The organism is Bhargavaea cecembensis DSE10 (assembly GCF_000348905.1).
Classification (GTDB): Bacteria; Bacillota; Bacilli; order Bacillales_A; family Planococcaceae; genus Bhargavaea; species Bhargavaea cecembensis.
Genome location: NZ_AOFT01000003.1, coordinates 54,627 through 77,328 on the forward strand (window position 1 = coordinate 54,627; position 22,702 = coordinate 77,328).

Below are 22,702 nucleotides of genomic sequence, written 5' to 3' on the forward strand. Positions count from 1 at the left end.
CGACGAGATGCTGTGAGCAAAAGATGACATCCGCATCGGTAAGGGCGAAGGTATGGGACGGACAGCCCGGTTTCGTCATTCATTGGTTTAATTTCATCATTCGCGTCTCCGATTTCGTCATTCGCGTATGTACTGATGATGAATGACGAGACTCTGGCCGCGGCTGACGAAGCCTCCCCCAGCCATCACAAAAAAAACCCATAAAAAACACCGGGGACCCGAGTCCCCGGCTGCATCATTTTCTTATCGTCCGATCATTTTCGAAGGAACAACGTATTCATCAAACTGCTCTTCTGTCAGAAGGCCGGACTTGATGGCCGCTTCTTTCAGAGTGGAGCCTTCCGCGTGGGCTGTCTTTGCGATCTTCGCCGCGTTTTCGTAGCCGATGTGCGGGTTCAGGGCTGTGACGAGCATGAGCGAGTTGTCCAGAAGCTCCTGGATTTTCTCGTGGTTCGGCTCGATGCCGACTGCACAGTTATCGTTGAAGCTGATAATTCCGTCAGTCAGCAGGCGGACCGACTGGAGGAAGTTATAGGCGATGACCGGCTTAAAGACGTTCAGCTCGAAGTTGCCCTGGCTTGCAGCAAATCCGATTGTCGCGTCATTCCCCATAACCTGGGCAACGACCATTGTCAGTGCTTCGCTCTGTGTCGGGTTGACTTTGCCCGGCATGATCGAGCTGCCCGGCTCGTTGGCAGGGATCGTGATCTCGCCGATGCCGGAACGCGGGCCGCTTGCCAGCCAGCGCACGTCGTTCGCGATTTTCATGAGGTCAGCCGCGAGTGCTTTGATTGCGCCGTGCGTGAAGACGGCTTCGTCATAGCTTGTCAGCGCGTGGAATTTGTTCTCCGCAGAGGTGAACTCGATGCCGACCTGCTTGGAGATCTGTGCAGCGACTTTGTCGCCGAATCCTGCAGGCGCGTTCAGACCTGTACCGACCGCGGTGCCGCCGATTGCAAGTTCTTTCATCTGCTCGACTGCAGTTTCAATCATGACACGGTCTTTTTCAAGCATGCGCACCCAGCCGCTGATTTCCTGGCCGAGTGTGAGCGGTGTCGCGTCCTGCAAGTGTGTACGGCCGATCTTGATGATATCGTCGAATTGCTTGGCCTTCTCATCAAGCGTCGATTTCAGCTTGTCGATTGCCGGAAGAAGGTCGTTCAGTACAGCAACGACTGCGGAAACGTGGAGCGCCGTCGGATATGTATCGTTCGACGACTGCGACTTGTTGATGTCATCGTTCGGGTGGAGACGGTCTTCCTCGCCCCACTCTTCAAGAAGCTGATTGCCGCGGTGAGCAAGCACTTCGTTCATGTTCATGTTCGACTGCGTGCCCGAACCGGTCTGCCAGACAACAAGCGGGAAGTTGTCGTCGAGCTTGCCTTCGATCACTTCGTCGGCTGCTGCAGCAATTGCTTTAGCCTTCGCGTCGGACAGGTTGCCGAGCTCGTTGCTCGTGATCGCTGCCGCCTTTTTCAGGTTGGCGAATGCCCGGACGACTTCCATCGGCATTTTCTCCCAGCCGATTTTGAAGTTCTGCTTGCTTCGCTGTGTCTGAGCACCCCAAAGCTTGTCCGCAGGCACCTGGATCTCGCCGATCGTATCGCGTTCAATGCGGTATTCCATCATTCCTCATCCTTTCGGGTCTGCTGAAATTCAATCCTTCTCTATTTTGCTACATTTCCGGTCAAGAAACAATAGAAGGGACAACCGACCGGCAAAGCCGATTAGACAATTTTTGATATCTTCTGTTATTCTTAGTTTCATCTTTTATAAGACGACTGATAGTTTGGGAGGATACATATGGAAGCCTATCAAGCCACTTTTGAAGATCTGGAAGGCGTGTCGCGCCTGTTCAATCTGTATCGGGAATTTTACCGCCAGCCGTCCGATCCGGAAGGGGCCAGGAATTATATCCGCACGCGGCTGGATCACGGGGATTCCATCATTTTCACCGTAAAAAACGAGAAAAATGAATACCTGGGATTCACCCAGCTGTATCCGACGTTTTCATCGATTTCCATGAAAAAGGCCTGGATCCTGAATGACCTGTACGTGGATGCAAGCGCCCGTAAACATGGAATCGGGGAGCTGCTGCTCCAGAAAGCCAAGGAATTGGCGCTGGATACCGGAGCGGCCGGCATCAGTCTGAGCACGGCGGTGGATAACCACGCGGCACAGCACCTGTACGAGAAAAACGGATATGTACGGGATGTGGCCTTCTATCATTATGAACTGGATCCGGGTGCCCAATGAGATTCCTGTCCGCCTTTCTCGCATCATACCTGACTATGTGCGGCACGGTCCTGCTGGCGATTGTGGCGATATCATTTTTTAACGGTACAACAGGTGACCTTGACTATTTCATCATAATGTACCTGCTCATGTTCGGAATTCCGTTCGCGCTCATCGGCTCCCTGCTCGGAGAAATGCTCATCAAATACGATTCTCGTTCATCCCTAGGCAATTTCATCTTCTACGGCGCGCTTTTCGGTGCACTTCTCTATGTGGTGATGAATACTCCAAACATCGAGTCCTCTGCCAACCTGGGCCTTGATCTGTTCGGCATCCTCCTGCTGGGCGGAGTGGGCGCCATTACCGCGTCTGTTTTTTATCGGGTGAGGACGCATCGCGGCCGCCGGTTCCGAATAGGATAAAACAGGCCGCCCGACCGGCAACGGCGGGCAGGCTCTACATAGGAAAAGGCATCCGACACCGCGGATGCCTTTTTCATCTATTAAAGCTCATGCCGCAGCGCCCCGATGACATCCGTTTTCGTCGCCTTGCGCGCTGGCCGCCAGCCGGAGATCATGGCGACGCTCAATGAAATCGCCGAGGCGATCAGGACGAGCTGCCACGGGATGACGGAGAACGTCACGTCAAACGAGTCGCCTGTTTCGCCGCCGAGCGCTGCGTCTACAACAATTGGAAGAATGGCATTGGCCGCAAAACTCACGCCGTAGGAGATCACGACCGCAATGACCGTGCCGACGAGTCCAATCCATGCGCTTTCCATCAGGAACAGCCTTTGGATCAGTTTCGGTCCGGCGCCGAGCGCTTTCATGACGCCGATTTCACGCGTCCGCTCCGTGACAGCCATCGTCATCGTATTGAAGATGCCGATCGATGCGATGAGGATCGCAATCGTCCCGACAAAGATGAGTCCCGCCTTCAGCGCGAGGAAGAACACGTCAATCTGCTCAATTTCCTCGGATACGGAATACACCGAGTATCCGTCGTTCTTCAGTGTCTGGGTGATCGCTTTTACATTTGCGAGGTCATCCGCATACACGTTCACCTGGCTGCTTGTGAACGGCATGTCTTCCCCTTCGGGCAGGCCTGCAGACGCTGCCGCGTAAGCCGTTTCCATCGGACCGATCAATGACTGGTCGACGTAGAGATAACCGTCGAACGCCCAGTCCTTGCCCGGCTCCTCTTTGATACCGACAATGGTGAGCGGCATCGTTTCCGCTCCATCCTCCGCTTCGGAAAACGACAGATTCACTGTCTTGCCGATCAGCTCCCCCTCATAGTAAGCAGGCTCTTCGTCTTCAGCGGTTTCCACACTTTCATCAACAAGCTGCTGGGCGAATTTCGAGCCGACGATCGCTTCACCCTGATTTTCCGGGAACCGGCCATCCGCAAGCCTGAATCCGGATGCCTGTTCATCGCCGAAATTTGTGAAGTGCGTGTTCATGCTGCCGGTGTGGCCCTCCACTTCGCCCATCACCACCGGCACCAGCTGCTTGCGGTGGACGACGGCCTCGACGTGACCGATCTCCTTCATCGCATCCGTCTTCGCATCGGTCATGTCTTCGCTGTACACTTCGATCTGCGTCACCATCTGGTTCGACAGGATATCATCCTTGATCGTCTTCTGGAGCCCGAAGCCGACTGACGCGAGGACGATCAGGAACGCCGTGCCCATTGTCGCGGCGAGCACCGTCATGAACACCCGGAGCCGGTTCCGCCGGATATGCTGGCGGACGAATCCGATCTGATCCTTAAACGACATGGCGGAGGCCCCCTTCCGTAAGTTCGCCGTCGTGCATCCGGTACTGGCGATTCGCGATGGCCGCCACCTCGTCGTCATGCGTGATGATGACGAACGTGATGCCGTACTTCCGGTTGAGTGACAAAATCAGGTTCAGGATGTCCTGTTCGGTCTCGGAATCGAGGCTGCCCGTCGGCTCATCCGCGAAGATGACCGGCGGTTCGGTGATGAGGGCACGTGCGATGCCGACACGCTGCTGTTGTCCGCCCGACAGCTCGTTCGGATAATGCCCGCTGATTTCGGTCAGGCCGGTGTTTTCCAGCAACTCAACCACTTTCCGCTTGCGCTCCGCTGCCGGCACGCCCTTCAGTGTCAAAGGCAGCTCGATGTTCTCGTACGCCGTCAGTCCGGGCATCAGCTGGAAGTTCTGAAAGACGAATCCGAACCGCTCCAGCCGGAATGCCGCCCGCTGCGCCTCGTTCATCGCGGTGAGGTCCGTCCCGTCTACAAGCACCCGTCCCGCATCCGGCTGCAGGAACCCCGCAAGAATGTGAAGAAGCGTCGACTTCCCCGACCCGCTCCGGCCGACAATCGATACGATCTCTTCGTCCTGCGCCTTCAGTGTCAGTTCTTTTAAGACGGGCACTTCCGTTTCCTTCCCCTTCTTGCCGACCCGGAACGAATGGGACAGCCCCTTCACTTCGATCATGTTCATTCCTCCAATAAGTGGTTGGTGATTTCAGTATAGGGAGTGAATCTGAAGGATTAGGAAGGGGGAAAATGAAGATTTTCTTAAGATGGGAAGGCGGGTGGTCACATTGACCGGGCGAGAGTACGCCATCGGTCCGTGAGATGGTCTGTGCCCGAGATTACACATTCAGCTCTTGAGTTTACACATTGACGCACCGAGTCTACACGTTCCCCCTAATTTACACCTTCCCGTCCCGATTCACCCGGCTTCCCTACGGGTATGGGACTTATAAAAAGGAGGTGCGGCCATGAAGAGAATCCGGAAAGAGACGTACCGCACCTTCAGCTGGTTCACGCTGTCTGCCGTTGCCTCATTCGCCATCGACATCGGCCTGTTCTGGGTGTTCTCGAGGTGGCTCGAGGAAGACTCGCCTGTCATGTACATCACGTTTGCGACGGTGATCGCCCGCACGATGTCCGCGGTGTTCAACTATACCGTCAACAGGCGGCTCGTCTTTAGGTCGGGGTCGAAAAACTCATTCCTGAAGTACGCGGCGCTCGTCCTCTTCAACATGGCAGCGTCCGCTGCGCTTGTCACCGGCCTCCACTTCCTGTTCCGGTTCATCAATGAAACGATCCTGAAAGTGCTCGTCGACTTCGGCCTTTTCATTGCCGGATTCCTCATCCAGCGGGCATGGGTGTTCGCTGGAAAGCAGGGCGACCATCAGCTTCATGGAGTGCACCAGCGCACCATCAATAAAACCCCTGCCCGGAAATGATTCTTCCGGAGCAGGGGCGGACGTATGCTGGCATGTTAAAATAAAGGAACAGCAGCACGGTTTGCACAGGGTGGTCTGCCCCACTCCCCGCAAGAGAGGGGGTGAGGCCTGTGTCCATATATGAAACACTGATGTTCGCAGTGGCATTTGCGGCTTTGGTTGTCGCCATTATGGAATCGACACACAAAAAATGACCCCCTGACCTGAGTTGACGGCTCGCTAAGGGGGTCATTTTCTGATTCGCTGACTGCGGGCAACTTCTCTGAGCGCCGTGTTGCTGGGCCATCCGGTTGCCGCCGGATGGCTTTTCTGATTTTAGTATACCACCGTTCAGTTTATTCTAAAACCGTTGTAAAAGTACCTGATGCAGTCACAGCCGGGAACGGATATAATGGATAAAAAAGGATGAGCGTCGATGATTTCCAACCAACACCTTCTCACTGCTGCCATTCTTATTTTGGCAATTGGCATCGGCCTCAATATCACCTTAAACCAACTTGGCCATTTTGAAGGCTCCAACGCAAGCATGATCAGTATCCCGATTTCTTCTAAACAGGGTTATTTCGCCTCCGGTCTTGCTCTTCTTGCCATGATGGTCACCGGCATGATCCTTCTCCTTGTATCACTAAAGCAGAAACGGACTGCCGCTCTTGCCATTTCACTTGCGGCCGTCATCCTGATTCCGCCGATCATCCAAAGCATTCTCTGAGGAGGACAAAATATAATTTCAAGCATTAACCCGATTGGAATGCTCATTCTCTTGCTTTCATCCGCTATCTCATCGTGAAGATCAGAGTATAAATTGAACCCGGACCCTAAGCCTCCCACGAGGCCGGATCCGGGTTCCTTCATTCAATCATACTTCCACCTGCTGTGCGTCTTCCGTCGGGGATTCCTCATCCGCCGCTTCAGGCACAGGCGTTTCCTTCTTCTCCCGCTTTTCCTTCATCTCGAATGCGATGTCATCGAGGCTCGGTCGCAGGTTATGCTTGCCCGAATAGTTCTCGAGCATTTCCTTTACGTCGATGCCGGAGCTCGCCTTAAGCGATTCCTGCAGGCTCGACATCAGTCCGGTTGCGTAGCCTGCGACGCGGTTGGCGCCGCCGCCTTCCCCGCCGCCCGTGTCGACGACGGTGAGCTTGTCGATGTTGCTGAGCGGAGTGGCGACGTTTTTCGCATATTCCGGCAGCATCCGGACGATCATGTCGAGCACAGCGGCCTGGCCGTACTGCTCGAACGCTTCGGCAATCTTGCGCTTGGCTTCCGCCTCTGCAAGACCCTTCAGGCGGATGACGTCTGCTTCCGATTCACCCTGCGCGCGCTCGGATTCAGCTTTGGCGATCCCGTCAAGCCGGATCTTTTCGGCATCTGCCTTCGCTCGGGCTTCGATGCGGTATTTCTCGGCATCGGCTTCGGCCAATTGCTTTGCCTTGTCGGCGGCCGCGCTCTGCTCGACGGCATAGCGGTCGGCGTCGGCCTTTTTCTTGACTTCGGAATCGTACTGGCGCTCCCGGCGCTGGATTTCCTTTTCCTCGAGCTCGATCTGCTTCTGGCGCTCGATGATGCGCACCTGCATTTCCTGCTCGGTGACTTCCTGCTTGGCGCGGGCGGATTCCAGCTCGTACGCCTGGTCGGCGCGCGCTTTCGCGACGTCCTGCTCGCGGCGGTACTCCGCTACCTTCAGCTGGTTTTCCTTCTCGGACTCGGCAATTTCTGTTGCGCGGAACAGTTCCGCCTGCTTGGCTTCCTTGTCGGCCTCGGCACGCTTGATGCGTGTTTCCTTTTCCGCTTCCGCGGTTGCGATGTCGGCATCGCGCTTCACTTGTGCGATCCGCGGCTTACCGAGCGAGTCGAGGTAGCCGTTTTTATCGCGTACATCTTTAATAGTAAAAGAAACAATCACGAGGCCCATTTTCGCCAAGTCATGTGAGGCGACACGCTGCACTTCCTGGGAGAACTTATCGCGGTTCTTATAGATTTCCTCGACGGTCATCGATCCGAGGATCGAGCGGAGGTGGCCTTCCAGCACTTCCTTCGCTTCGTTTTCGCGGTCTTCCTTTGCCTTGCCGAGGAACTGCTCGGCCGCAGTCGCGATTTCGGAGATCGAGCCGCCGATCTTGATGATCGCCGTGCCGTCCGCCATGACCGGCACGCCCTGCTCGGTGTACACTTCCGGCGTCGTCACCTCAAGCTTGCTTGACAGCAAACTGAGCGGTTCCGCCTGCTGGAACACCGGGAAGACGAACGTCCCGCCCCCGCGGATGATCTTGATCTTGTTTCCCGCTTCATCCGTGTGCACATTTTTTGAACCCAGATAACTCCCCGTGACAATCAGCGCCTCGTCCGGCCCCGCGGTGCGGTAGCGCGTCACGTAGACGCCGATGATGGCCAGAAGCACAAATGCGACAATCCCGATTGCAATCCAAACCATGTGTGATGCCCCCTTTTTCAGATATAAGCAGAACAGCCGGAGGAGATGCTCAAGACAGTTCTTTGAAGCGGAACGGCTCGTACTCCTTCACGATGAGCGTGCCGTCCCGGATCTCGATGATCAGCACTTCACGGTCGTAGCCGATTGCGGCATTTTCAAGACCCGCCGCCCGCTTGGAGATGAGACCGTTCACCGTCTCGATGACGACTTCGCCGAACCCGTCTTCCGGAACCGGCGTGATCACGCGCCCCACCTGGCCGAGGAGCGATTCCTCGGTATAGGCGGTCGACGCCTCGGCGGACCGGAGCGGCAGAAGAACAAAGAAATAAAGGAGAAACGACAGCACCGCCGAGATCCCGGCCGAGACCGCCAGGATTGTGACACTTCCCAACCCCGTCACGTTCTCGAAGATGAACCCGGAAGCCGACAAAAATGTAATGAATGCCAAAATCACCGCCGGATTCAGAATAGGCACCGCCTCCCCTGCACCGTCCGCCACATCCCCGAAAAACAGGTACAGCACCGTTGCCAGTCCCGCGATGATCAGGACGATCAGATACAGCTGCTCTACCGGCAGCCCGAATACATTCATCCTCCCCACCCCCTCTGTTTGCTTACCTGTTCTACGTAACAGGGTTTGAAAGGGTTTCAAAAAATTCTCATTTATGGCCGGAAAGAAGACAGAGGTCTGTCTTCTCAAAACTCGTCTGCATTTCACTTGCAATGATTTGGAAGTGCTGTTATGATGTAAGAGAATTATTTTTGTTCGGCAATGACGTTCGGGTGGAATTCTCTTCATCCTGACACATCAAGACTTGAGCAAGGATAGTAACACATGTGTGTCGAACGGCACCAAGGAGGAAACAAACATGGAACAAGGTAAAGTAAAATGGTTTAACGCAGAAAAAGGATTCGGTTTCATCGAGCGCGAAGATGGCGACGATGTATTCGTACACTTCTCCGCTATCCAGCAAGACGGGTTCAAGTCCCTTGATGAAGGTCAAGAAGTAGAATTCGAAATCGAAGAAGGCCCACGCGGTCTTCAAGCTGCGAACGTCGTAAAAATGTAATTTCATTTAACGACTTCTAAAAACGCCGTCTCCTCCGGGAGACGGCGTTTTTTTTGATGTTACCAGGGATTGGCCAGCAGGAACCCCATCAGCAGCAGCGCCACAATCAGAAGGTTCCATCCCCGCTTCTCCCCTTCCTTCGGCCGGATGACCCGGTAAACGAAGGCAAGTGCAAATGCGAGGAACATGAAGCGGAACAGGTCACGATTAAATATGGAAGCCACCAGGATCACCAAAGCAATCCCGAATAGGATCTTTTCGGCTGTCGACAGATTCCTCACACGGATCCCTCCTGCCATCTTTGACTCTCCTTCTTACGATTCCCTGTTTTCCAGTCCCCAATCCATTGCAAGGATCTCCTTCAGCGCGGCGACCCTGCCGGCTCCGATCGCTTCGGCAATACGGACTTCCAGTTCCGCTTTCAGTTGTTCATTATGTTCATAGCACTCATGCCCAAGCTTCGTCAGGCGGACGCGCTTCACTTTTTTATTGCGCTCGTCGTCGGATACTTCGACAAGCCCCTTTTCCGACATTTTCCGGATCAGCTTATGGGTCGCCTGCCGGGTGATGTCCACCTTCCGGCTCACTTCGGCAATGGTCGGCTCCCCGCCGCTGATCCTTGCCATCAGAAACCATTCCGAGTTGGAAATCGCAAGGTCCCCTCGCTCATTCCACAGTTCTTCCGCAATCCGCCGAAGGCCGAAATGCCTCTCACCAAGCAGATCGATCAAGTCCAGGCCGCTCATTTCCGGCATCCTGACCCTTCCTCTCTATCTCCAGTTTCACAACGGGATTATCATGACAAGCATCGGGCTGATTGTCAACCGATTTGACAAAACAGCCTGATAGGGGTACAATGAATGTAAACTTAGTTGACAAAAATGCCATGAGGAGGCCATGCGGATGTTTGAGATCGGTGATGTCGTCATCTATTCCGAGCACGGACTGTGCAAAATCGATGACATTTGCAAGAAGGATCTGTTTGGCGAGACCCGGCTTTATTATGTGCTCCACCCGCTTGGAGAACAGACGCTGAAGATCAGCACGCCTGTGGACGGCAAGAAAAAGCGGCTCATGAGGACGATGAACCGCGAGGAAGCCGAGGAACTGATGGACGTATTCGGAAGGCCGGGCATTGAATGGGTGGACGATCCCAAACACCGGGCACGCGCCTACCAGAGCCTCGTTCAGTCGGGCGACCGGCAGAAGATCGCAGAAGTAACCGGCGCACTCATGGACAAGAAACTCAACACCGATCAGAAGATCTATGACCAGGACCGCAAAATCCTGAACCATGTGCAATCGATTTTGTTCAGGGAGCTATCGATGGCCCTCGGCATCTCGATTGAAGAAGTGGCGAATCGGGTAGAAGAGCGAATCCTGGCCGGCACCCCACAATAAACCGAATGGACGCATCCCGGTAACGGGGTGCGTTTTTTATTGTGGAACGAGCCACACACCCACGAGCCTCACGCTGGCTTGGTGTACTTTCGCCTCCATCCCCCATCTTTAACGCCACGTTCTTCCCGCACGACAAATCCTCTTCCTCTCATGTAAACTATTGGAGAAAAACAATCTATGATTGACCTGAAAGGAAGAAGCCTTTTGCGCACGTTAGCGAATCTCGTCATCCGGTTTCCGAAGTGGATCATTGCGCTCTGGATCCTGATTGCCGCCTTCATGGCATTCCAGGCCATCAAGCTGCCCGGGGTCCTTGAAGGGGACGGCTTCCGGATGGACGGCGAATATGAACAAGTGGCCGACCGGCTGACCGAGGAGTTTGGCCTGCCGGCGGAGACGATGTTCCTCGTCTTTGAGGACATGACCGATGAGGAAATCGAAACGGCCGTGTCGGATGTGGAGGACCTCGGGCTCGCGGAGGAGGTTGTTTCTCCATTGGAAGATGACTCCCTCTACACCGGGAATCTCTCCTACGCCCTTCTTCATTTTGAAGAAGAGGCGGACATGAGCGAAGCGGTGTCGGCCATCCAGGAAACCGCCAATCATGACGGAGCCGTCCTTACCGGCGGCACCGCGATCAGCGAAGACATCAACAAGGCGAGCCAGCGCGACCTGGTCAAGGCGGAGACGATCGGGCTGCCGATCGCCCTCATTGTCCTGCTGCTCGCATTCGGATCAGTGGTCGCGGCACTTGTTCCGTTCTTTGTCGGGATTGCCACAATCATCACGACATTCGGCACGATGACACTGATCGGCCAGTCGATGGACCTGTCGATCTTCATGCTGAACATCGTGCCGATGCTGGGCCTTGCCCTCAGCATCGACTTCTCGCTTCTGTTCATCAACCGGTACCGTGAAGAGCGGAAAAAGCAGTCCGTCGAGGATGCGGTTCGGACGACAATCCTCACCGCGGGACGATCCGTCCTGTTTTCGGCGTTCTGTGTGTTCATCGGGCTCGGCGCTCTGTTCATCATCCAGATCGACCTGTTCAAGAACATCGGCGTCGGCGGCATGGCGGTCGTGTCCCTGGCTGTCCTGTCGTCGCTCACCCTGCTTCCGGCCGTTCTGCTCATCCTTGGCGACCGGCTGAACAAGTGGACCATCCTCAAGGTAAAGGAAGAAGGCTCAAGCGGCTGGCGCAAGTTCGCGGAGCGCGTCATCAAGCGCCCGGTGCTGGTCACGATCGGCGCCCTCCTCATCCTCGGAATCTTCATGATCCCGGTGAAGGACATGGAGCTGACCATCCCGGAGATGGACTCGCTCCCGGCGTCCAATGACACCCGCCAGGCGTTCGAGAAGATCGAAGACGAGTTCGGCCTGTCCAACTCCACGGCCTACCTGATCGCAGAGCGCGAGGGCGGCTGGGAAAACGAAGACGGCATCCGGGAAATCGAGAATCTGCAGGATGCCCTCCTCAACGACAGCCGAACCGATGAAGTCTCCACCATCTTCACCGAAGGAGAAATCGAAGATGCCGACACGTGGCTGCAGGCCACCCAAATCCCGGAAACGGCCGCAGCCGTCGAGCCGCTTCTCGATTCCTTCATTGAAGGAGACTCGCTCCTCGTCCCGGTCACGCTGAAGCCGGAAGGCGCATCGGCCGAAGCCCAGGAGTGGGCGCGCGACTGGGCGGAAAAGGAGACCGAATGGAATCTGTCTGTCGGCGGTTATCCGAAGTTCAACCAGGAGATCTTCGATGAGATTTGGGACAAGATCGTCTATGTGCTCGCGATCATCATCGTCTCGACGTACATCATCCTGATGATCGCGTTCCGCTCCGTCCTGATTCCTCTGAAGGCGATCATCATGAACGTCATCGGCCTGTCCGCGGCGTTTGGTGCGCTCGTCTACATCTTCCAGTACGGACACTTCGGCCTGGAAGCCGGCTCGATCGCGCTGATCATCCCGGTGCTAGTCTTCAGCCTCGTCTTCGGACTCAGCATGGACTATGAAGTGTTCCTCATCTCCCGCATCCAGGAGGAGTACACGAAGGACTATGACAACGACCGCGCAACCGTCGAAGGACTCGCCGCGACAAGCAAGATCATCACGTCCGCAGCACTGATCATGATCGTCCTCACCGGCGCGTTCGCGTTCACCGAAGTCATGCCGGTCAAGCAGATCGGCGTCGGCATCGCGATCGCCGTCGCCATCGACGCGACGATTATCCGCCTCCTGCTCGTCCCGAGCCTCATGAAACTGTTCGGAAAATGGAACTGGTGGATGCCGTTCCGGAAAGGACCTTACAAGGCTGGGAACTGGCATTAATAGAATGAAGCGGCTTGCTCAATCTTGGAGCAGCCGCTTTTCTTATGCAAAAGATGAAAAGAAAATTCAAACTAGTTTTATAGTATAATTGCTATGAATATGCAACAGATCCTTTTACATACAGGGGTGTCTCTTCATGATCAAAACCATCGCACTCCGGACAGCCGTCTGGCTTTTCTCATTCGCCATCCTGCTTTTGCTCCTTCTGGTTCCGATGGATACCGTTTTCGAGGAAGGCAGGGGCGGCGCTTTTATGGGCGCCGCCTATGACTATCAGATCCAAAACCACGCCGCCAACATCAAGGCCTTCTTCACCTATCTCTACGAAACAGGAGGTCTGGGAACGGATGAGGCAGGCCGCCCGATCATGGAGCAGGTCACATCCGTATTTTTTCGGAGTATGCTCATCTTTATGCCGGCGATTGTCATCGGCTTCTTTATCGGAATCGCCAAAGGGATTTTCGACTACAACGTCAGAAAAACAAAGGCGAGACTCATTGGCCAGCCAGCCACCATCGCTTTCCTGTCTGTGCCGGACATCGCCATCATCATCTTCATTCAATTGGCTGTTCTTCTCCTGCAAAGCTACGGACTGGTCGAGATCGACCTGTTCGGCCACGATAAAATCGACAATGTCCTGATGAACATCCTTTACCTGTCGATTTATCCGGTGATGTTCATCGCGAACATCACATTCAAGACGCTTGAGACCGAGCAGGGCCTGGACTATATCCGCACCGCGCGCTCAAAAGGGACCGGAGAACTGAAAATCTTGTATCGGCACATGCTGAAAAACGGGCTGCCGAAAATAATGGCCTATTCAAACACGATGGTCCTCTACACGTTATCGAACCTGTTTATCGTTGAAGTGTTCACGTAATACAGGGGAGCCGCTTTTTACATGTATCATTCGCTCGGAAGCTCGACCACTTTTTATGTCGGTGCGCTCGTCTCCCCGAATATCATTTCGCAGATCGGCTATATCTTTTTATTTACCGTCGTAATCCTCGCCTTTAACATCGTATCGGGAATCGCTCGGTCAGCCATTTCGCCACTGGAGGATAAACGATGAACCGGACATTATGGATCGGATCCGCCATGATCGGAACCGTACTGATCATGATCTTATTCGGCCCTTATCTGCCACTGGTGGATGGCTCGATGGACCGGACGCTCGTTTTGAGGGATTCGGATGGCACGCTGCTCGCTCCTCCCATCCCGCCATCCGACGATTTCCTCATCGGAACCGACCGGAAAGGGGTGGATCTCTGGTCCAAAGTCATCATCGGTGCGAGGGAAACCTTCTACATTCTCGGCGTGATCGTGGCTGTGCGTGTGGCGGCCGCGCTGCTCATTTCCGCAGGGGCGTTTTACTTGAAGGGCCTGCGCTTCCTGATGAACCTGTGGAATGCCTTCTTTTCATTTATGCCGACGATTTTCATCATCTGCATTTTGCTGGCGGTGCCCGGAGTCATGTTTTCGGATCATCGGTCATTGTGGGTGCTCGTCATCATCTCGGCCGTCGAGGTCGGAAGATTGGCCATCGTGTTTTATGAAAACCTGAACCAACAGCGGAAACAGACTTATATGGAAGCCGCCATCACCAATGGAGGCAGCAGATGGACACTCTTCAGAGACTATTACTGGCCTTCCCTGAAGAGAGAACTGACCGTCACCATCCCGTCGGAATCAGGCCGGGCGATGATTTTGCTTGCCCAATTGGCTGTGATCGGCATCTACGTCAACCAGAAATTCTTTTCTCAATTGGACAGAAGCTACCTGGCCGTGGAAACGTCCGATTCCTGGCCCGTACTCTTGAGCAACCTGCGGCAGGACATCTATTCGGCCCAATGGATCCCGATTGCCGCTCTGGCCGCGATGACGTTTTCCATCATCGGCTTTTACCTGTTGGCGGAAGGCCTGAAAAAGCTTCAAGCCGTCAAAACGCGCCGCGAATTTTAAATGAGGGCAAATGAAAAACAGCCGGCCGCATGACGGTCAGCTGTTTTTCTGCTTTTCCTTTTTCCCCGGGATGAACAGGGCTGCAATGTAGAAGCAGCCGATGCCCAGAAGTATTTTCAACAGCGTTCCGGCTATCCCGATCCCATCAATTTTCAGCACGAAAATGAAGGAGCCAATCAGGATAAAAAGGAAAACAATCGCCCATCTCATGTCGCAGTCCCCCTTGCCAATGCATCAGGATTGCCGGCTCTGCCCCCACGGTCCCGGCTTTTTGGCCCACTCCCAAATCGCCATCATGGCAAAGGCGACCAGTGAAACACCCAGATTATCGGCAAAGCGGATTTCTCCCGGTGCCACCGCTTGCCAGATGCATGCGGTAACGAATAAAAGCAATGGAAATCTAACCAGTTTCCCCAAGCTCATCCAAACCATCCCCCTTGTTTACCACCATCCCAAAAGCTTCGGCAAAATCAGGACTCCAAGCAGGAATCCGGCCCCGAACAGGAGGATTCGTATGATGACGCTCCGCTTCCCCATACCCATCCACCTCCCGGCTGGCAACCTCTTTTTTCCACCCTAACACAACCGCTCCGAAACATCCGCTACTCCCCCGCCGGCTTCTTGCTGAATGCCATGAACAGAATCATGCCGATAATCGCGGCCGTCCCTGCCCACTGGAACCCGCCGAACGGCTCATGCAGCCAGAAGACCGTCGTCAGGACTGCCGCCAGCGGCTCCAGGCTACCGAGCAGGCTCGTTTCCTTCGGCTGAAGGCTCTGGAGGCTTTCTATGTAGAACCAGAAGGCGATCATCGTGCCGAAGATGATGACAAACGCAATGTAGCCGAGCGCCTCCGCGTCCAGGCCCGACAAGTCGATCTTCCACGGAGGATGAACGAAACTGAGTGCAAATCCGCCGATGATCATCGCCCATCCGACAATGACCAGCGAGTCGAAACGTGCGAGAAGCGGGATGGCATACAGGGTATAAAACGCCAGCGAGACCCCTGACAGCACACCCCAGACAACGGCCGGCGCCGGAACGGACAGGCCGGAAAGCGATCCGTTCGTCAGCAGCAGAAAACAGCCTCCAAGTGCGAGGATCACCGTCACGAGATCTTCCCGCCGGAATACCGTCTGCCTGCGGAGGACCAGGTAGAAGATGATCATGACCGGCGCCAGGTATTGAAGCAAAGTCGCCACCGCTGCATTTCCGTGCCGGATGGAGGCCATGTATGTATACTGGACCGCGAGCATGCCCAACAGGCCGAACACGACCAGCTGTGCGCCTGTCCGCTTTTCTTTCCAGACACCGAAAATCTGGGAGCGGTCCTTCATCAGGAACTGCACCGCCAAAAGAAGCAGCCCGGCAATGAGGAGCCGTGTTGTGACAAGCCAGTTCACGTCGATCCCGTATTGCTGGAACAGCTTTTGCGCGACGGTGCCGCCGACGCCCCACAGCGTCGCACCCGTGATGACGAGGAAAAAGCCCGTTTTTCTCGAAGAGCCGCCCATCATTCTGCCCCCCTCTTTATTTCTCTCTTAAAAAGACGCTCCCGGGAAACGGAAGCGCCCACTAATTTAGTTTGTTCTCAGAATCAGGTCTCCTGTTGTCCGGGCTTTTCAGCCAATGCCGGATGCCTTTTCCCGCATAGGGTTCATCGGCAAATCTCGGGATAACATGAAGATGGGTATGCGGGATGTGCTGGCCGCCGGTCCCGCCGGCATTCCAGCCGATATTGTAGCCGTCCGGCGAGAATTCCCGGTCAAGCAGCGACTTCGCCTCTGTTAGCAGGTCCTGTGTTGCCCGCCATTCCTCGGGCGTAAGCTCGAATACCGTCTCACGGTGCTCAATGGGTACGATCACCCCGGAGCCTTTCAGCACTTCCTGCGGCATCATGAGGAATCGGCAAAAACTGTTTTCCAGTACGATTTCCTGTCCTTCCATCAGGGAAAGGTCACAGAACGGGCAGTTTCCGCCGCTCAATTATCCACCTGGTAGAACACCCAGAAACTGAGCAGGACGCCTACAACGACCAGGATGAAAATCGTAAGGAAGACAATGATGAACTTCTTGCCGTCCATTACATGGCGCCTCCCGATTTCAGGCGGAAGCCTTCTTCCTTCAGATACAGATGTGCTTCCTTCGCGGAGTCGAATCCTTCCTCGAGGTTCTCGCCGTAGTACAGGTTAAAGTAGCCGTTCTCCTCCTTCAGATGGAGTTCGGTGCCTTCGCGGTTTATCCATGCTTCATTGACCGGCTCTCCTGCTGGGTCGCTTGAAAGGTAGCGCACCGATTCCGCCAGGACCTCTTCAAGTTCCTCCGCCGAGAAGTCGCGGATGTTGATGAATCCTTTTTTGTCCGCTTCGTACTGCGGAAGCTTCCCGACATACACAAAGCCGTTGCCGTTTTCGTGCAGGTGGCGCACGACGATCTTTTTTTCATGAAGCGATTCTTCGTAATGGTAGTTCACGCGCCCCATCGACACTTCCTTCCGGGTGAGTTCCGGGAATTTCGCGATGATGGCTTCTTTTTCTTGAAAGCTGAGCATCCTAAACACCTTCCTTAATTTCTCCGCATTGCGGAGAGTTCTAATCGTTGTATCCGCAGCGTTTATTGCCTCCAGAATGTCCCGCAGTCCGCCTTGTCCCTGATATTGAACTCAATGAACTTCCTGAGCAGCCTGTAGTCCACTTCTTTTTTCCACGGCATGCGGACCAATTCCTTCGTGTGGGCAAAGCCGGAAGATTCGATGTCCTCCGCGAACTTCACCATCGCCGCCTGCTCGGGCGCGACGGACATGTGATTCTTGGCGACGCTGAAGCCGATGATGTACGTGCCGTGATGCGTGAACATCGGCTGGTTCCATTTGATCACCGGCTCAAGTTCCGTAAACGATTCGGCCACCCAGCCGAGCATCTCCTCCACCCGCTCCCTGTGGTCGGGATGGTCGATGCCATTCAGGTATTCTTTAAAAACTTCCATACATACTCCCTCCATCGGGTCAATCTTCTTCCACGACCAGCCCGAACGTGCGGGCAAACCCGATCGCCTGCTCGCGCGTCACTTTGCACCCCGCGAGTTTCGACGGCGTGACGGTGATCCGGCTGAATTCCGTGCGGGTCAGGTCGATGCCGTCCAGATCCGTATCGAGAAAGCTGATGTCGTCCAGCCGGTTTTGGCCGAATGCCACCGCCTTCATCGAACAGTCGACGAAATCCGCCGACTCCAGCTCACAGTTATCGAACGCAACGTTCCTCAGCTTCGAGAAGTTGAAGCTTGAGTAACGGCCTGCGCAGTTTGTGAAGCGCACGTCCCGAAGCATCGATTCGCTGAATACGGCGCCGGTCAGCTTGGCCCCCCGGAACTCACAGCGGTGCAGCGAAGACCGGGAAAAATCCGCATTCGACAAATCGCAGCCGTCAAACACGACGTCCATCAGTTCAGACGCAGGCGCCCGGAAGCCGCGGAAGTCGGTTTTCCTGAACCAGGCACCGTCCAGGATCACCCGGCCGTCCGATACGGCGGCGCCCCCATCCACACAAACTGAGCGGACCGAAGCATCCTCTTCGTCAAACGCCTCCTCCCAGGCGGTCTCCGGCAGTTCCTTCATCAGCTTCGGCTCCCGGATCTTCACGACAGTCACCTTGTCCACCACTCGGCGGCAATGATGAACAGAATCACCACGCAGATCGCGAGAACATAAAACCACATCGGGACGCTGTCCATTCCGAAAATCATCTGTTCTCCTCCCCGGCCCGCTGACTGCGGGTTTTCATGTTCCAAGTATACCTGTCCGTCCGCTCCGGCGCATCCCCCGGCGTTTACCCGGGCCGGAAAGCGGAAACTATTAAGGGAGACATCCCCAAAGGAGGAGTTCGACTTATGAGAGCAGTGACTTTCCAAGGCGCAAAAGACATCCAGGTCAAGAATGTGGAAGCCCCGAAAATCGAAAAAGATGATGACATCATCATCCGCATCACCTCCACCGCAATCTGCGGCTCTGATCTGCACATCTACGCAGGCTCGATCATGACCCGTCCCGGATATGTGATCGGGCACGAGCCGATGGGAATCGTCGAAGAAACCGGACCTGCCGTGACGAAGGTGAAAAAGGGCGACCGTGTCGTCATCCCATTTAACGTGGCATGCGGTGAATGCTGGTACTGCACGCATGACATGGAGAGCCAGTGCGAACACCCCGAGTCAAACCCTACACCGGGCACCGACTTCGGCGGCTATTTCGGCTACACGGAGATGTTCGGCAACCACCCGGGCGGGCAGGCAGAGTACATGCGCGTGCCATTCGGCAACTTCCTGCCGTTTGTCATCCCGGAATCGGCGGAAGTGCCGGATGAAGCGGTCCTTTTCATGTCGGACGTACTCCCGACCGCCTACTGGAGCGTCCTGAACTCCGGCGTAAAGAAAGGCGATACCGTCATCGTGCTGGGATGCGGCCCGATCGGCCTCATGACCCAGAAGTTTGCCTGGATGATGGGTGCCAAGCGCGTGATCGGCGTCGACACTGTGCCGTACCGCCTGGCGAAGGCGAGGGAAATGAACAAAGTCGAAACGGTCACTTACCGCGACTCGAACGAGACCGGTGATTACCTCAAGGAACTCACGTCCGGCGGTGCCGATGTCGTCATCGACTGCGTCGGAATGGACGGGGAAAAGACTGTTCCGGAAAAAGTGCAGCATAAGATGAAAATCCACGGCGGCTCCCTCACCGCTCTCCGCACCGCACACCGCGCCGTGCGCCGCTTCGGCACTGTCCAGCTCACCGGCGTCTACGGCCTCTGGTACAACGCCTTCCCGCTCGGCCGCTTTTTCGAGCGCAATGTCACCATCAAGACCGGACAGGCACCCGTCCCGCACCTGATGCCGGACCTGTTCAAGATGATTACGGAACACAAAATCGACCCGACCGAGATCATCTCCCATATCGTCCCTCTCGAAGAAGCGCCGATTGCCTATAAGACGTTCTATGAACATGGCGATGAATGCACCAAAGTGGTCCTGAAACCATAACCATATCCGGAAGGGCTTTCCGTACGACGGGAAGCCCTTTTTCTGCGTTATGGAAAAGTATTCCGGGCGGCATTAATTGTCCGATTCCGAGGATAACAAAAACCTTCTCTTAATCCCCAGAATTTTCACAAAGGCCGCATCCTTGCATGGTTTTGTCATTTTCCCTCCCTTATCACGGAAATCAATGGTATACTGAACGAGTTAATAGGGGGGTCGCCTGATCATATAAATAACAGGCGGCCAAAAAATAGAAGGGCTGATTTACATTTATGAATACGCGAATGAAGCGGCCGGGCTGGCCTTCGTGGTCTCTTTTGGCCGCGCTGGCTCTAACCGCAGTGCTCGGATTCGCCTCCTCGCAGACCGGTGAACCGGCTGCGGTCGGCGAGGATTCGGGGATCGCGGACGCGGCCGTCACGAAGGAGCAGCCGGAAACTCCGGGCCTTCAGCTTCAGACGGTTACGGAACAGACAAAATGGTACACCATGGACATCAATACGGTATCGGCGGATCATCAGGAAGTGGAGAAGCCGATCGCCAAGTGGATCGACGAGCAAAAAGCCCTCTTTGAAGGCAGCGTCGACGAATATAAAGAACAGCTCGAAGACGGCGAGCGCGCGCACCTCAGGCTTACTGCGGAAAAACTGCCTCATTCGGGCAGCCTCTACAGCCTGCTGTACACGTCCTACCAGTACACAGGAGGCGAAAACGGCATCACGAAGATCAAGCCGTTCAACATTGATCCGTCCCAGGGCCGGATCGTCGAACTGGCGGATCTGTTCGATCTTGAAAGTGACGGCCGGGTTCTCCAGAAACTCGTGAAGGAAGACCTGTTTTCACAGAAGCCGCTGAAAGATGACCTTTTCGACGACCTGCTCGCGATGGCGCTGAACGACCCTTCCTCATGGAAATGGGCGATCCGCAATGACCGGCTCTCGATCTATTTCGATGAGTATGAGATCGCGGTCGGTGCAGCCGGCGTCGTACGTGCGGACATCCCGCTCGACCAGGTACGCGGTTTCCTGAAAGAAGAATATGCCGGACAGCTCTGACTGCCGGCTCTTGCCAAGACCCCTCAGCGGGTCTTTTTGTTTTGCCCTGATGTTTTACCCTCCCCGGCTCCGGGCATGAGGAAGACAACCACCCAGAAGGAGGCGGTCGGATTGAAGACCATTTTCATCACCGGAGCGGGAAGCGGCCTCGGCCGGGGCGCAGCTTTTGGATTGGCACGACAAGGGCACAAAGTCATCGCCACAACCGAAACGACATCACAGAAAACGGATGTGCTGCGGCAGGCGGAAGAGGAAGGGCTTGCCATGGATGTGTACAAGCTGGACATCACCAATCCCCGTGACCTCATGCAAATCGGCAAAACCGACTTTGACATCTTTGTCGCGAACGCGGCAATCAACGAAGGCGGTCCCCTTGCCGAAATCCCGATGGACCGTGTGCGTGCGCTTTTCGAGGTGAATGTATTTGCCACATTGGAATCTGCCCGGCTGGCAGCAGCGCGGCTCGTTGACAAAAGAAAAGGCAAGATCATCTTCATGAGCTCGATGGCCGGCATCTCGGCAACTCCATTTGTCGGCCCGTACACCGCCACAAAGCACGCCATCGAAGGTATTGCACAGACGATGCAAAAAGAACTCGAGCCGTTCGGCGTGCAGGTCGCGACCATCAACCCCGGCGCCTACAATACCGGCTTCAATGACCGCGCGGGCGAGGAAATCTGGAAATGGTTTGACGACAGCGTCCACTTCACAAAGAAGGAAGATATCCTGAAGCAGCAGGAAAACCTGAAGAACCAGTTTGACCCGCAGGACATGATCGACAAAATGGTCGAAATCATCCCGAAAGACCATCACCCGTTTAGGACCGTCCATCCGCAGGAAACGGAAGACCAGCTGAAAAAGACGGAGAAGAAGCGGTGGGAGATGGAAATCTGAAAGCAGGGGCTGTCCCGAATGGGATGGCCCTGTTTTTATGATGCATGATTCTGCGGGATGGCCTGACCGGCCTCTCCCATTCCGTGGCGCCGCTCGATCACCTTTCCCAATACGGCAGACAGGATTTGCTGGAACAGCATGCCGCAGACCACCGGAACGGCGACCTTGGCGGGGAAATAGACCGTCGCAATGACGACACCGAGGGCGATGTTCCGCATGCCGCCGTTAAAGACGAACATGACCGAGATATCCGGCCTTCCTTTCCACACCTTTTCCCCGATCAGGAGAGCGAACGCATAGCCTGATGCAGAAAGCAGCAGGACGCCCGCAATCACCTTGAGCAGATCAAGATCGAAGTTTTTGAGATAAGGCGCAATCACACTGCTGTTGATGAGCACAATCGCGAAGATGGACAGCTTGGAAAGCGGGGAAAGCTTGGGGCCGAGCAACTTCCCCGCCTGCCCTTTCGTCCATTCGTTCAGGAGCAGTCCGGCCAGCGATGGCAGCACGACCATTAGGAGCAGATCCAGGACAAGGGCTCCCGTATCGACGGGGACCCCCTTCCCTGCCACCACGAAAAGGGTGGCCGGGATAATCAGCGGCGCAAGCATGGTATTGATGAGGATGATCGACAGGCAAAGCGCCAGGTTCCCCCGGTACATGCTCACCCAGATGATGCTCGAGACCCCGGTCGGCACGGCGGCCGACAGAACAAACCCGACTGTCAGCAGATGATCGTCAAACACCAGCACCGAGAACACATAGGCCCAGACCGGGATGAGCAGATGCAGAAAAGCGAGGCTCAGCAGCACCGCCAGCGGATGCCTCACTGCATTCTTCAGATCCGCCGTCCGCATCCCGAGGCTGCCCGCGAACGTCATGAGGGCGAAGATCCACGGGACAAAGCCCAGGAGGCGGCTTCCTGTATCCGCGATGAGCACGCCCGCAACTAGGCTGAGCGGCGTGATGACCGGCATCCCTTTCTTCAGGAAACCATCGAAACGTTCCAGCATGGGCGTATCCTTCTCTCTTTGAATCGTTGGACACCATTATACTCCGAGAGCGGGAAG

General features: G+C 55.3%; 27 protein-coding genes. 12 read left to right on the forward strand and 15 right to left on the reverse strand.

The window, feature by feature from the left end; translation table 11 throughout:
- Positions 1-243: 243 nt before the first annotated feature.
- Positions 244-1,626: a class II fumarate hydratase gene (gene fumC / locus C772_RS03705; protein WP_035001346.1), complete on the reverse strand. Its 1,383-nt coding sequence runs from the start codon at positions 1,624-1,626 to the stop codon at positions 244-246.
- A gap of 177 nt (positions 1,627-1,803) precedes the next feature.
- Between fumC and C772_RS03710 the strand changes: the two genes are divergently transcribed.
- Positions 1,804-2,256, forward strand: a complete 453-nt coding sequence (locus C772_RS03710) for a GNAT family N-acetyltransferase (RefSeq protein ID WP_008297539.1) — start codon at positions 1,804-1,806, stop codon at positions 2,254-2,256.
- The gene (locus C772_RS03715; RefSeq protein ID WP_008297540.1) at positions 2,253-2,657 is read left to right on the forward strand and encodes a hypothetical protein; all 405 of its coding nucleotides are present in this window, start codon (positions 2,253-2,255) and stop codon (positions 2,655-2,657) included. Before C772_RS03710 ends, C772_RS03715 begins: the two co-directional genes overlap by 4 nt.
- A gap of 80 nt (positions 2,658-2,737) precedes the next feature.
- Here C772_RS03715 and C772_RS03720 read toward each other — a convergent pair whose 3' ends face one another.
- Together C772_RS03720 and C772_RS03725 are read right to left on the reverse strand one after the other, a co-directional pair.
- Positions 2,738-4,015 (reverse strand): ABC transporter permease, encoded by a 1,278-nt coding sequence (locus tag C772_RS03720; protein ID WP_008297541.1) that lies wholly within the window; start codon positions 4,013-4,015, stop codon positions 2,738-2,740.
- Positions 4,005-4,703, reverse strand: a complete 699-nt coding sequence (locus C772_RS03725; protein ID WP_008297542.1) for an ABC transporter ATP-binding protein — start codon at positions 4,701-4,703, stop codon at positions 4,005-4,007. The genes C772_RS03720 and C772_RS03725 overlap by 11 nt, the downstream gene beginning before the upstream one ends.
- Positions 4,704-4,992: 289 nt before the next feature.
- Between C772_RS03725 and C772_RS03730 the strand changes: the two genes are divergently transcribed.
- Positions 4,993-5,463, forward strand: a complete 471-nt coding sequence (locus C772_RS03730; protein WP_008297543.1) for a GtrA family protein — start codon at positions 4,993-4,995, stop codon at positions 5,461-5,463.
- A gap of 415 nt (positions 5,464-5,878) precedes the next feature.
- Positions 5,879-6,172, forward strand: a complete 294-nt coding sequence (locus C772_RS03735) for a hypothetical protein (RefSeq protein WP_008297544.1) — start codon at positions 5,879-5,881, stop codon at positions 6,170-6,172.
- Between the two features lie 147 nt (positions 6,173-6,319).
- On the opposite strand, the gene C772_RS03740 is transcribed toward C772_RS03735, so the two are convergent.
- The gene (locus C772_RS03740; protein ID WP_008297545.1) at positions 6,320-7,894 is read right to left on the reverse strand and encodes a flotillin family protein; all 1,575 of its coding nucleotides are present in this window, start codon (positions 7,892-7,894) and stop codon (positions 6,320-6,322) included.
- 49 nt (positions 7,895-7,943) lie between these two features.
- Positions 7,944-8,486: an NfeD family protein gene (locus C772_RS03745; protein ID WP_008297546.1), complete on the reverse strand. Its 543-nt coding sequence runs from the start codon at positions 8,484-8,486 to the stop codon at positions 7,944-7,946.
- Between the two features lie 277 nt (positions 8,487-8,763).
- Between C772_RS03745 and C772_RS03750 the strand changes: the two genes are divergently transcribed.
- Entirely contained in the window at positions 8,764-8,964 is a 201-nt protein-coding gene (locus tag C772_RS03750; protein WP_008297547.1) for a cold-shock protein, read from the forward strand.
- Positions 8,965-9,023: 59 nt separating this feature from the next.
- Here C772_RS03750 and C772_RS03755 read toward each other — a convergent pair whose 3' ends face one another.
- On the reverse strand, positions 9,024-9,263 hold the full coding sequence (locus tag C772_RS03755) for a hypothetical protein (RefSeq protein ID WP_008297549.1): 240 nt from the start codon (positions 9,261-9,263) through the stop codon (positions 9,024-9,026).
- A gap of 15 nt (positions 9,264-9,278) precedes the next feature.
- Positions 9,279-9,719, reverse strand: coding sequence for a MarR family winged helix-turn-helix transcriptional regulator (locus C772_RS03760; RefSeq protein ID WP_008297550.1), 441 nt, complete (start codon positions 9,717-9,719; stop codon positions 9,279-9,281).
- Positions 9,720-9,867: 148 nt separating this feature from the next.
- Here C772_RS03760 and C772_RS03765 point away from each other — a divergent pair, with 148 nt between their 5' ends.
- The 4 genes from C772_RS03765 to C772_RS03780 all read left to right on the forward strand — a co-directional run bounded on the left by C772_RS03765 (position 9,868) and on the right by C772_RS03780 (position 14,655).
- On the forward strand, positions 9,868-10,365 hold the full coding sequence (locus C772_RS03765; protein ID WP_008297551.1) for a CarD family transcriptional regulator: 498 nt from the start codon (positions 9,868-9,870) through the stop codon (positions 10,363-10,365).
- Positions 10,366-10,542: 177 nt separating this feature from the next.
- A complete protein-coding gene (locus tag C772_RS03770; protein ID WP_008297552.1) occupies positions 10,543-12,693 on the forward strand; it encodes an MMPL family transporter in 2,151 nt (716 codons plus the stop codon).
- Positions 12,694-12,829: 136 nt separating this feature from the next.
- Positions 12,830-13,573 carry an ABC transporter permease subunit gene (locus tag C772_RS03775; RefSeq protein ID WP_008297553.1) on the forward strand — a complete coding sequence of 248 codons (744 nt, stop codon included), beginning with the start codon at positions 12,830-12,832 and terminating at the stop codon, positions 13,571-13,573.
- Between the two features lie 188 nt (positions 13,574-13,761).
- A complete protein-coding gene (locus tag C772_RS03780; RefSeq protein ID WP_008297555.1) occupies positions 13,762-14,655 on the forward strand; it encodes an ABC transporter permease subunit in 894 nt (297 codons plus the stop codon).
- Positions 14,656-14,691: 36 nt separating this feature from the next.
- On the opposite strand, the gene C772_RS16620 is transcribed toward C772_RS03780, so the two are convergent.
- From C772_RS16620 to C772_RS03810, 7 genes are all read right to left on the reverse strand, one after another.
- Positions 14,692-14,865, reverse strand: coding sequence for a hypothetical protein (locus tag C772_RS16620; protein ID WP_008297556.1), 174 nt, complete (start codon positions 14,863-14,865; stop codon positions 14,692-14,694).
- Between the two features lie 24 nt (positions 14,866-14,889).
- Positions 14,890-15,078, reverse strand: a complete 189-nt coding sequence (locus C772_RS03785) for a hypothetical protein (protein WP_008297558.1) — start codon at positions 15,076-15,078, stop codon at positions 14,890-14,892.
- A 179-nt stretch (positions 15,079-15,257) separates the two neighbouring features.
- Positions 15,258-16,169 (reverse strand): EamA family transporter, encoded by a 912-nt coding sequence (locus C772_RS03790; RefSeq protein ID WP_008297560.1) that lies wholly within the window; start codon positions 16,167-16,169, stop codon positions 15,258-15,260.
- Positions 16,170-16,230: 61 nt separating this feature from the next.
- The gene (locus C772_RS03795; RefSeq protein WP_008297561.1) at positions 16,231-16,641 is read right to left on the reverse strand and encodes an HIT family protein; all 411 of its coding nucleotides are present in this window, start codon (positions 16,639-16,641) and stop codon (positions 16,231-16,233) included.
- A gap of 97 nt (positions 16,642-16,738) precedes the next feature.
- A complete protein-coding gene (locus C772_RS03800) occupies positions 16,739-17,206 on the reverse strand; it encodes a hypothetical protein (RefSeq protein ID WP_008297563.1) in 468 nt (155 codons plus the stop codon).
- Between the two features lie 62 nt (positions 17,207-17,268).
- Positions 17,269-17,640 carry an iron chaperone gene (locus C772_RS03805; RefSeq protein WP_008297564.1) on the reverse strand — a complete coding sequence of 124 codons (372 nt, stop codon included), beginning with the start codon at positions 17,638-17,640 and terminating at the stop codon, positions 17,269-17,271.
- 19 nt (positions 17,641-17,659) lie between these two features.
- The gene (locus tag C772_RS03810) at positions 17,660-18,301 is read right to left on the reverse strand and encodes a pentapeptide repeat-containing protein (RefSeq protein ID WP_008297565.1); all 642 of its coding nucleotides are present in this window, start codon (positions 18,299-18,301) and stop codon (positions 17,660-17,662) included.
- Between the two features lie 239 nt (positions 18,302-18,540).
- Between C772_RS03810 and C772_RS03815 the strand changes: the two genes are divergently transcribed.
- From C772_RS03815 to C772_RS03825, 3 genes are all read left to right on the forward strand, one after another.
- The gene (locus C772_RS03815; RefSeq protein ID WP_008297567.1) at positions 18,541-19,686 is read left to right on the forward strand and encodes a zinc-dependent alcohol dehydrogenase; all 1,146 of its coding nucleotides are present in this window, start codon (positions 18,541-18,543) and stop codon (positions 19,684-19,686) included.
- Between the two features lie 269 nt (positions 19,687-19,955).
- Positions 19,956-20,738, forward strand: coding sequence for an RsiV family protein (locus tag C772_RS03820; protein WP_008297569.1), 783 nt, complete (start codon positions 19,956-19,958; stop codon positions 20,736-20,738).
- Positions 20,739-20,813: 75 nt separating this feature from the next.
- Positions 20,814-21,632 (forward strand): SDR family oxidoreductase, encoded by an 819-nt coding sequence (locus C772_RS03825; RefSeq protein WP_051059395.1) that lies wholly within the window; start codon positions 20,814-20,816, stop codon positions 21,630-21,632.
- Positions 21,633-21,667: 35 nt separating this feature from the next.
- Here the strand turns inward: C772_RS03825 and C772_RS03830 are convergent, their stop codons facing one another.
- Positions 21,668-22,645 carry a bile acid:sodium symporter family protein gene (locus C772_RS03830; protein ID WP_008297573.1) on the reverse strand — a complete coding sequence of 326 codons (978 nt, stop codon included), beginning with the start codon at positions 22,643-22,645 and terminating at the stop codon, positions 21,668-21,670.
- Positions 22,646-22,702 lie beyond the last annotated feature (57 nt).

Bases quoted from the DNA above. Each gene is read 5' to 3' on its own strand.
- fumC (WP_035001346.1), bottom strand. From the start codon at position 1,626: ATGGAATACCGCATTGAACGCGATACGATCGGCGAGATCCAGGTGCCT.
- C772_RS03710 (WP_008297539.1), top strand. From the start codon at position 1,804: ATGGAAGCCTATCAAGCCACTTTTGAAGATCTGGAAGGCGTGTCGCGC.
- C772_RS03715 (WP_008297540.1), top strand. From the start codon at position 2,253: ATGAGATTCCTGTCCGCCTTTCTCGCATCATACCTGACTATGTGCGGC.
- C772_RS03720 (WP_008297541.1), bottom strand. From the start codon at position 4,015: ATGTCGTTTAAGGATCAGATCGGATTCGTCCGCCAGCATATCCGGCGG.
- C772_RS03725 (WP_008297542.1), bottom strand. From the start codon at position 4,703: ATGATCGAAGTGAAGGGGCTGTCCCATTCGTTCCGGGTCGGCAAGAAG.
- C772_RS03730 (WP_008297543.1), top strand. From the start codon at position 4,993: ATGAAGAGAATCCGGAAAGAGACGTACCGCACCTTCAGCTGGTTCACG.
- C772_RS03735 (WP_008297544.1), top strand. From the start codon at position 5,879: ATGATTTCCAACCAACACCTTCTCACTGCTGCCATTCTTATTTTGGCA.
- C772_RS03740 (WP_008297545.1), bottom strand. From the start codon at position 7,894: ATGGTTTGGATTGCAATCGGGATTGTCGCATTTGTGCTTCTGGCCATC.
- C772_RS03745 (WP_008297546.1), bottom strand. From the start codon at position 8,486: ATGAATGTATTCGGGCTGCCGGTAGAGCAGCTGTATCTGATCGTCCTG.
- C772_RS03750 (WP_008297547.1), top strand. From the start codon at position 8,764: ATGGAACAAGGTAAAGTAAAATGGTTTAACGCAGAAAAAGGATTCGGT.
- C772_RS03755 (WP_008297549.1), bottom strand. From the start codon at position 9,263: ATGGCAGGAGGGATCCGTGTGAGGAATCTGTCGACAGCCGAAAAGATC.
- C772_RS03760 (WP_008297550.1), bottom strand. From the start codon at position 9,719: ATGCCGGAAATGAGCGGCCTGGACTTGATCGATCTGCTTGGTGAGAGG.
- C772_RS03765 (WP_008297551.1), top strand. From the start codon at position 9,868: ATGTTTGAGATCGGTGATGTCGTCATCTATTCCGAGCACGGACTGTGC.
- C772_RS03770 (WP_008297552.1), top strand. From the start codon at position 10,543: ATGATTGACCTGAAAGGAAGAAGCCTTTTGCGCACGTTAGCGAATCTC.
- C772_RS03775 (WP_008297553.1), top strand. From the start codon at position 12,830: ATGATCAAAACCATCGCACTCCGGACAGCCGTCTGGCTTTTCTCATTC.
- C772_RS03780 (WP_008297555.1), top strand. From the start codon at position 13,762: ATGAACCGGACATTATGGATCGGATCCGCCATGATCGGAACCGTACTG.
- C772_RS16620 (WP_008297556.1), bottom strand. From the start codon at position 14,865: ATGAGATGGGCGATTGTTTTCCTTTTTATCCTGATTGGCTCCTTCATT.
- C772_RS03785 (WP_008297558.1), bottom strand. From the start codon at position 15,078: ATGAGCTTGGGGAAACTGGTTAGATTTCCATTGCTTTTATTCGTTACC.
- C772_RS03790 (WP_008297560.1), bottom strand. From the start codon at position 16,169: ATGGGCGGCTCTTCGAGAAAAACGGGCTTTTTCCTCGTCATCACGGGT.
- C772_RS03800 (WP_008297563.1), bottom strand. From the start codon at position 17,206: ATGCTCAGCTTTCAAGAAAAAGAAGCCATCATCGCGAAATTCCCGGAA.
- C772_RS03805 (WP_008297564.1), bottom strand. From the start codon at position 17,640: ATGGAAGTTTTTAAAGAATACCTGAATGGCATCGACCATCCCGACCAC.
- C772_RS03815 (WP_008297567.1), top strand. From the start codon at position 18,541: ATGAGAGCAGTGACTTTCCAAGGCGCAAAAGACATCCAGGTCAAGAAT.
- C772_RS03820 (WP_008297569.1), top strand. From the start codon at position 19,956: ATGAATACGCGAATGAAGCGGCCGGGCTGGCCTTCGTGGTCTCTTTTG.
- C772_RS03825 (WP_051059395.1), top strand. From the start codon at position 20,814: ATGAGGAAGACAACCACCCAGAAGGAGGCGGTCGGATTGAAGACCATT.
- C772_RS03830 (WP_008297573.1), bottom strand. From the start codon at position 22,645: ATGCTGGAACGTTTCGATGGTTTCCTGAAGAAAGGGATGCCGGTCATC.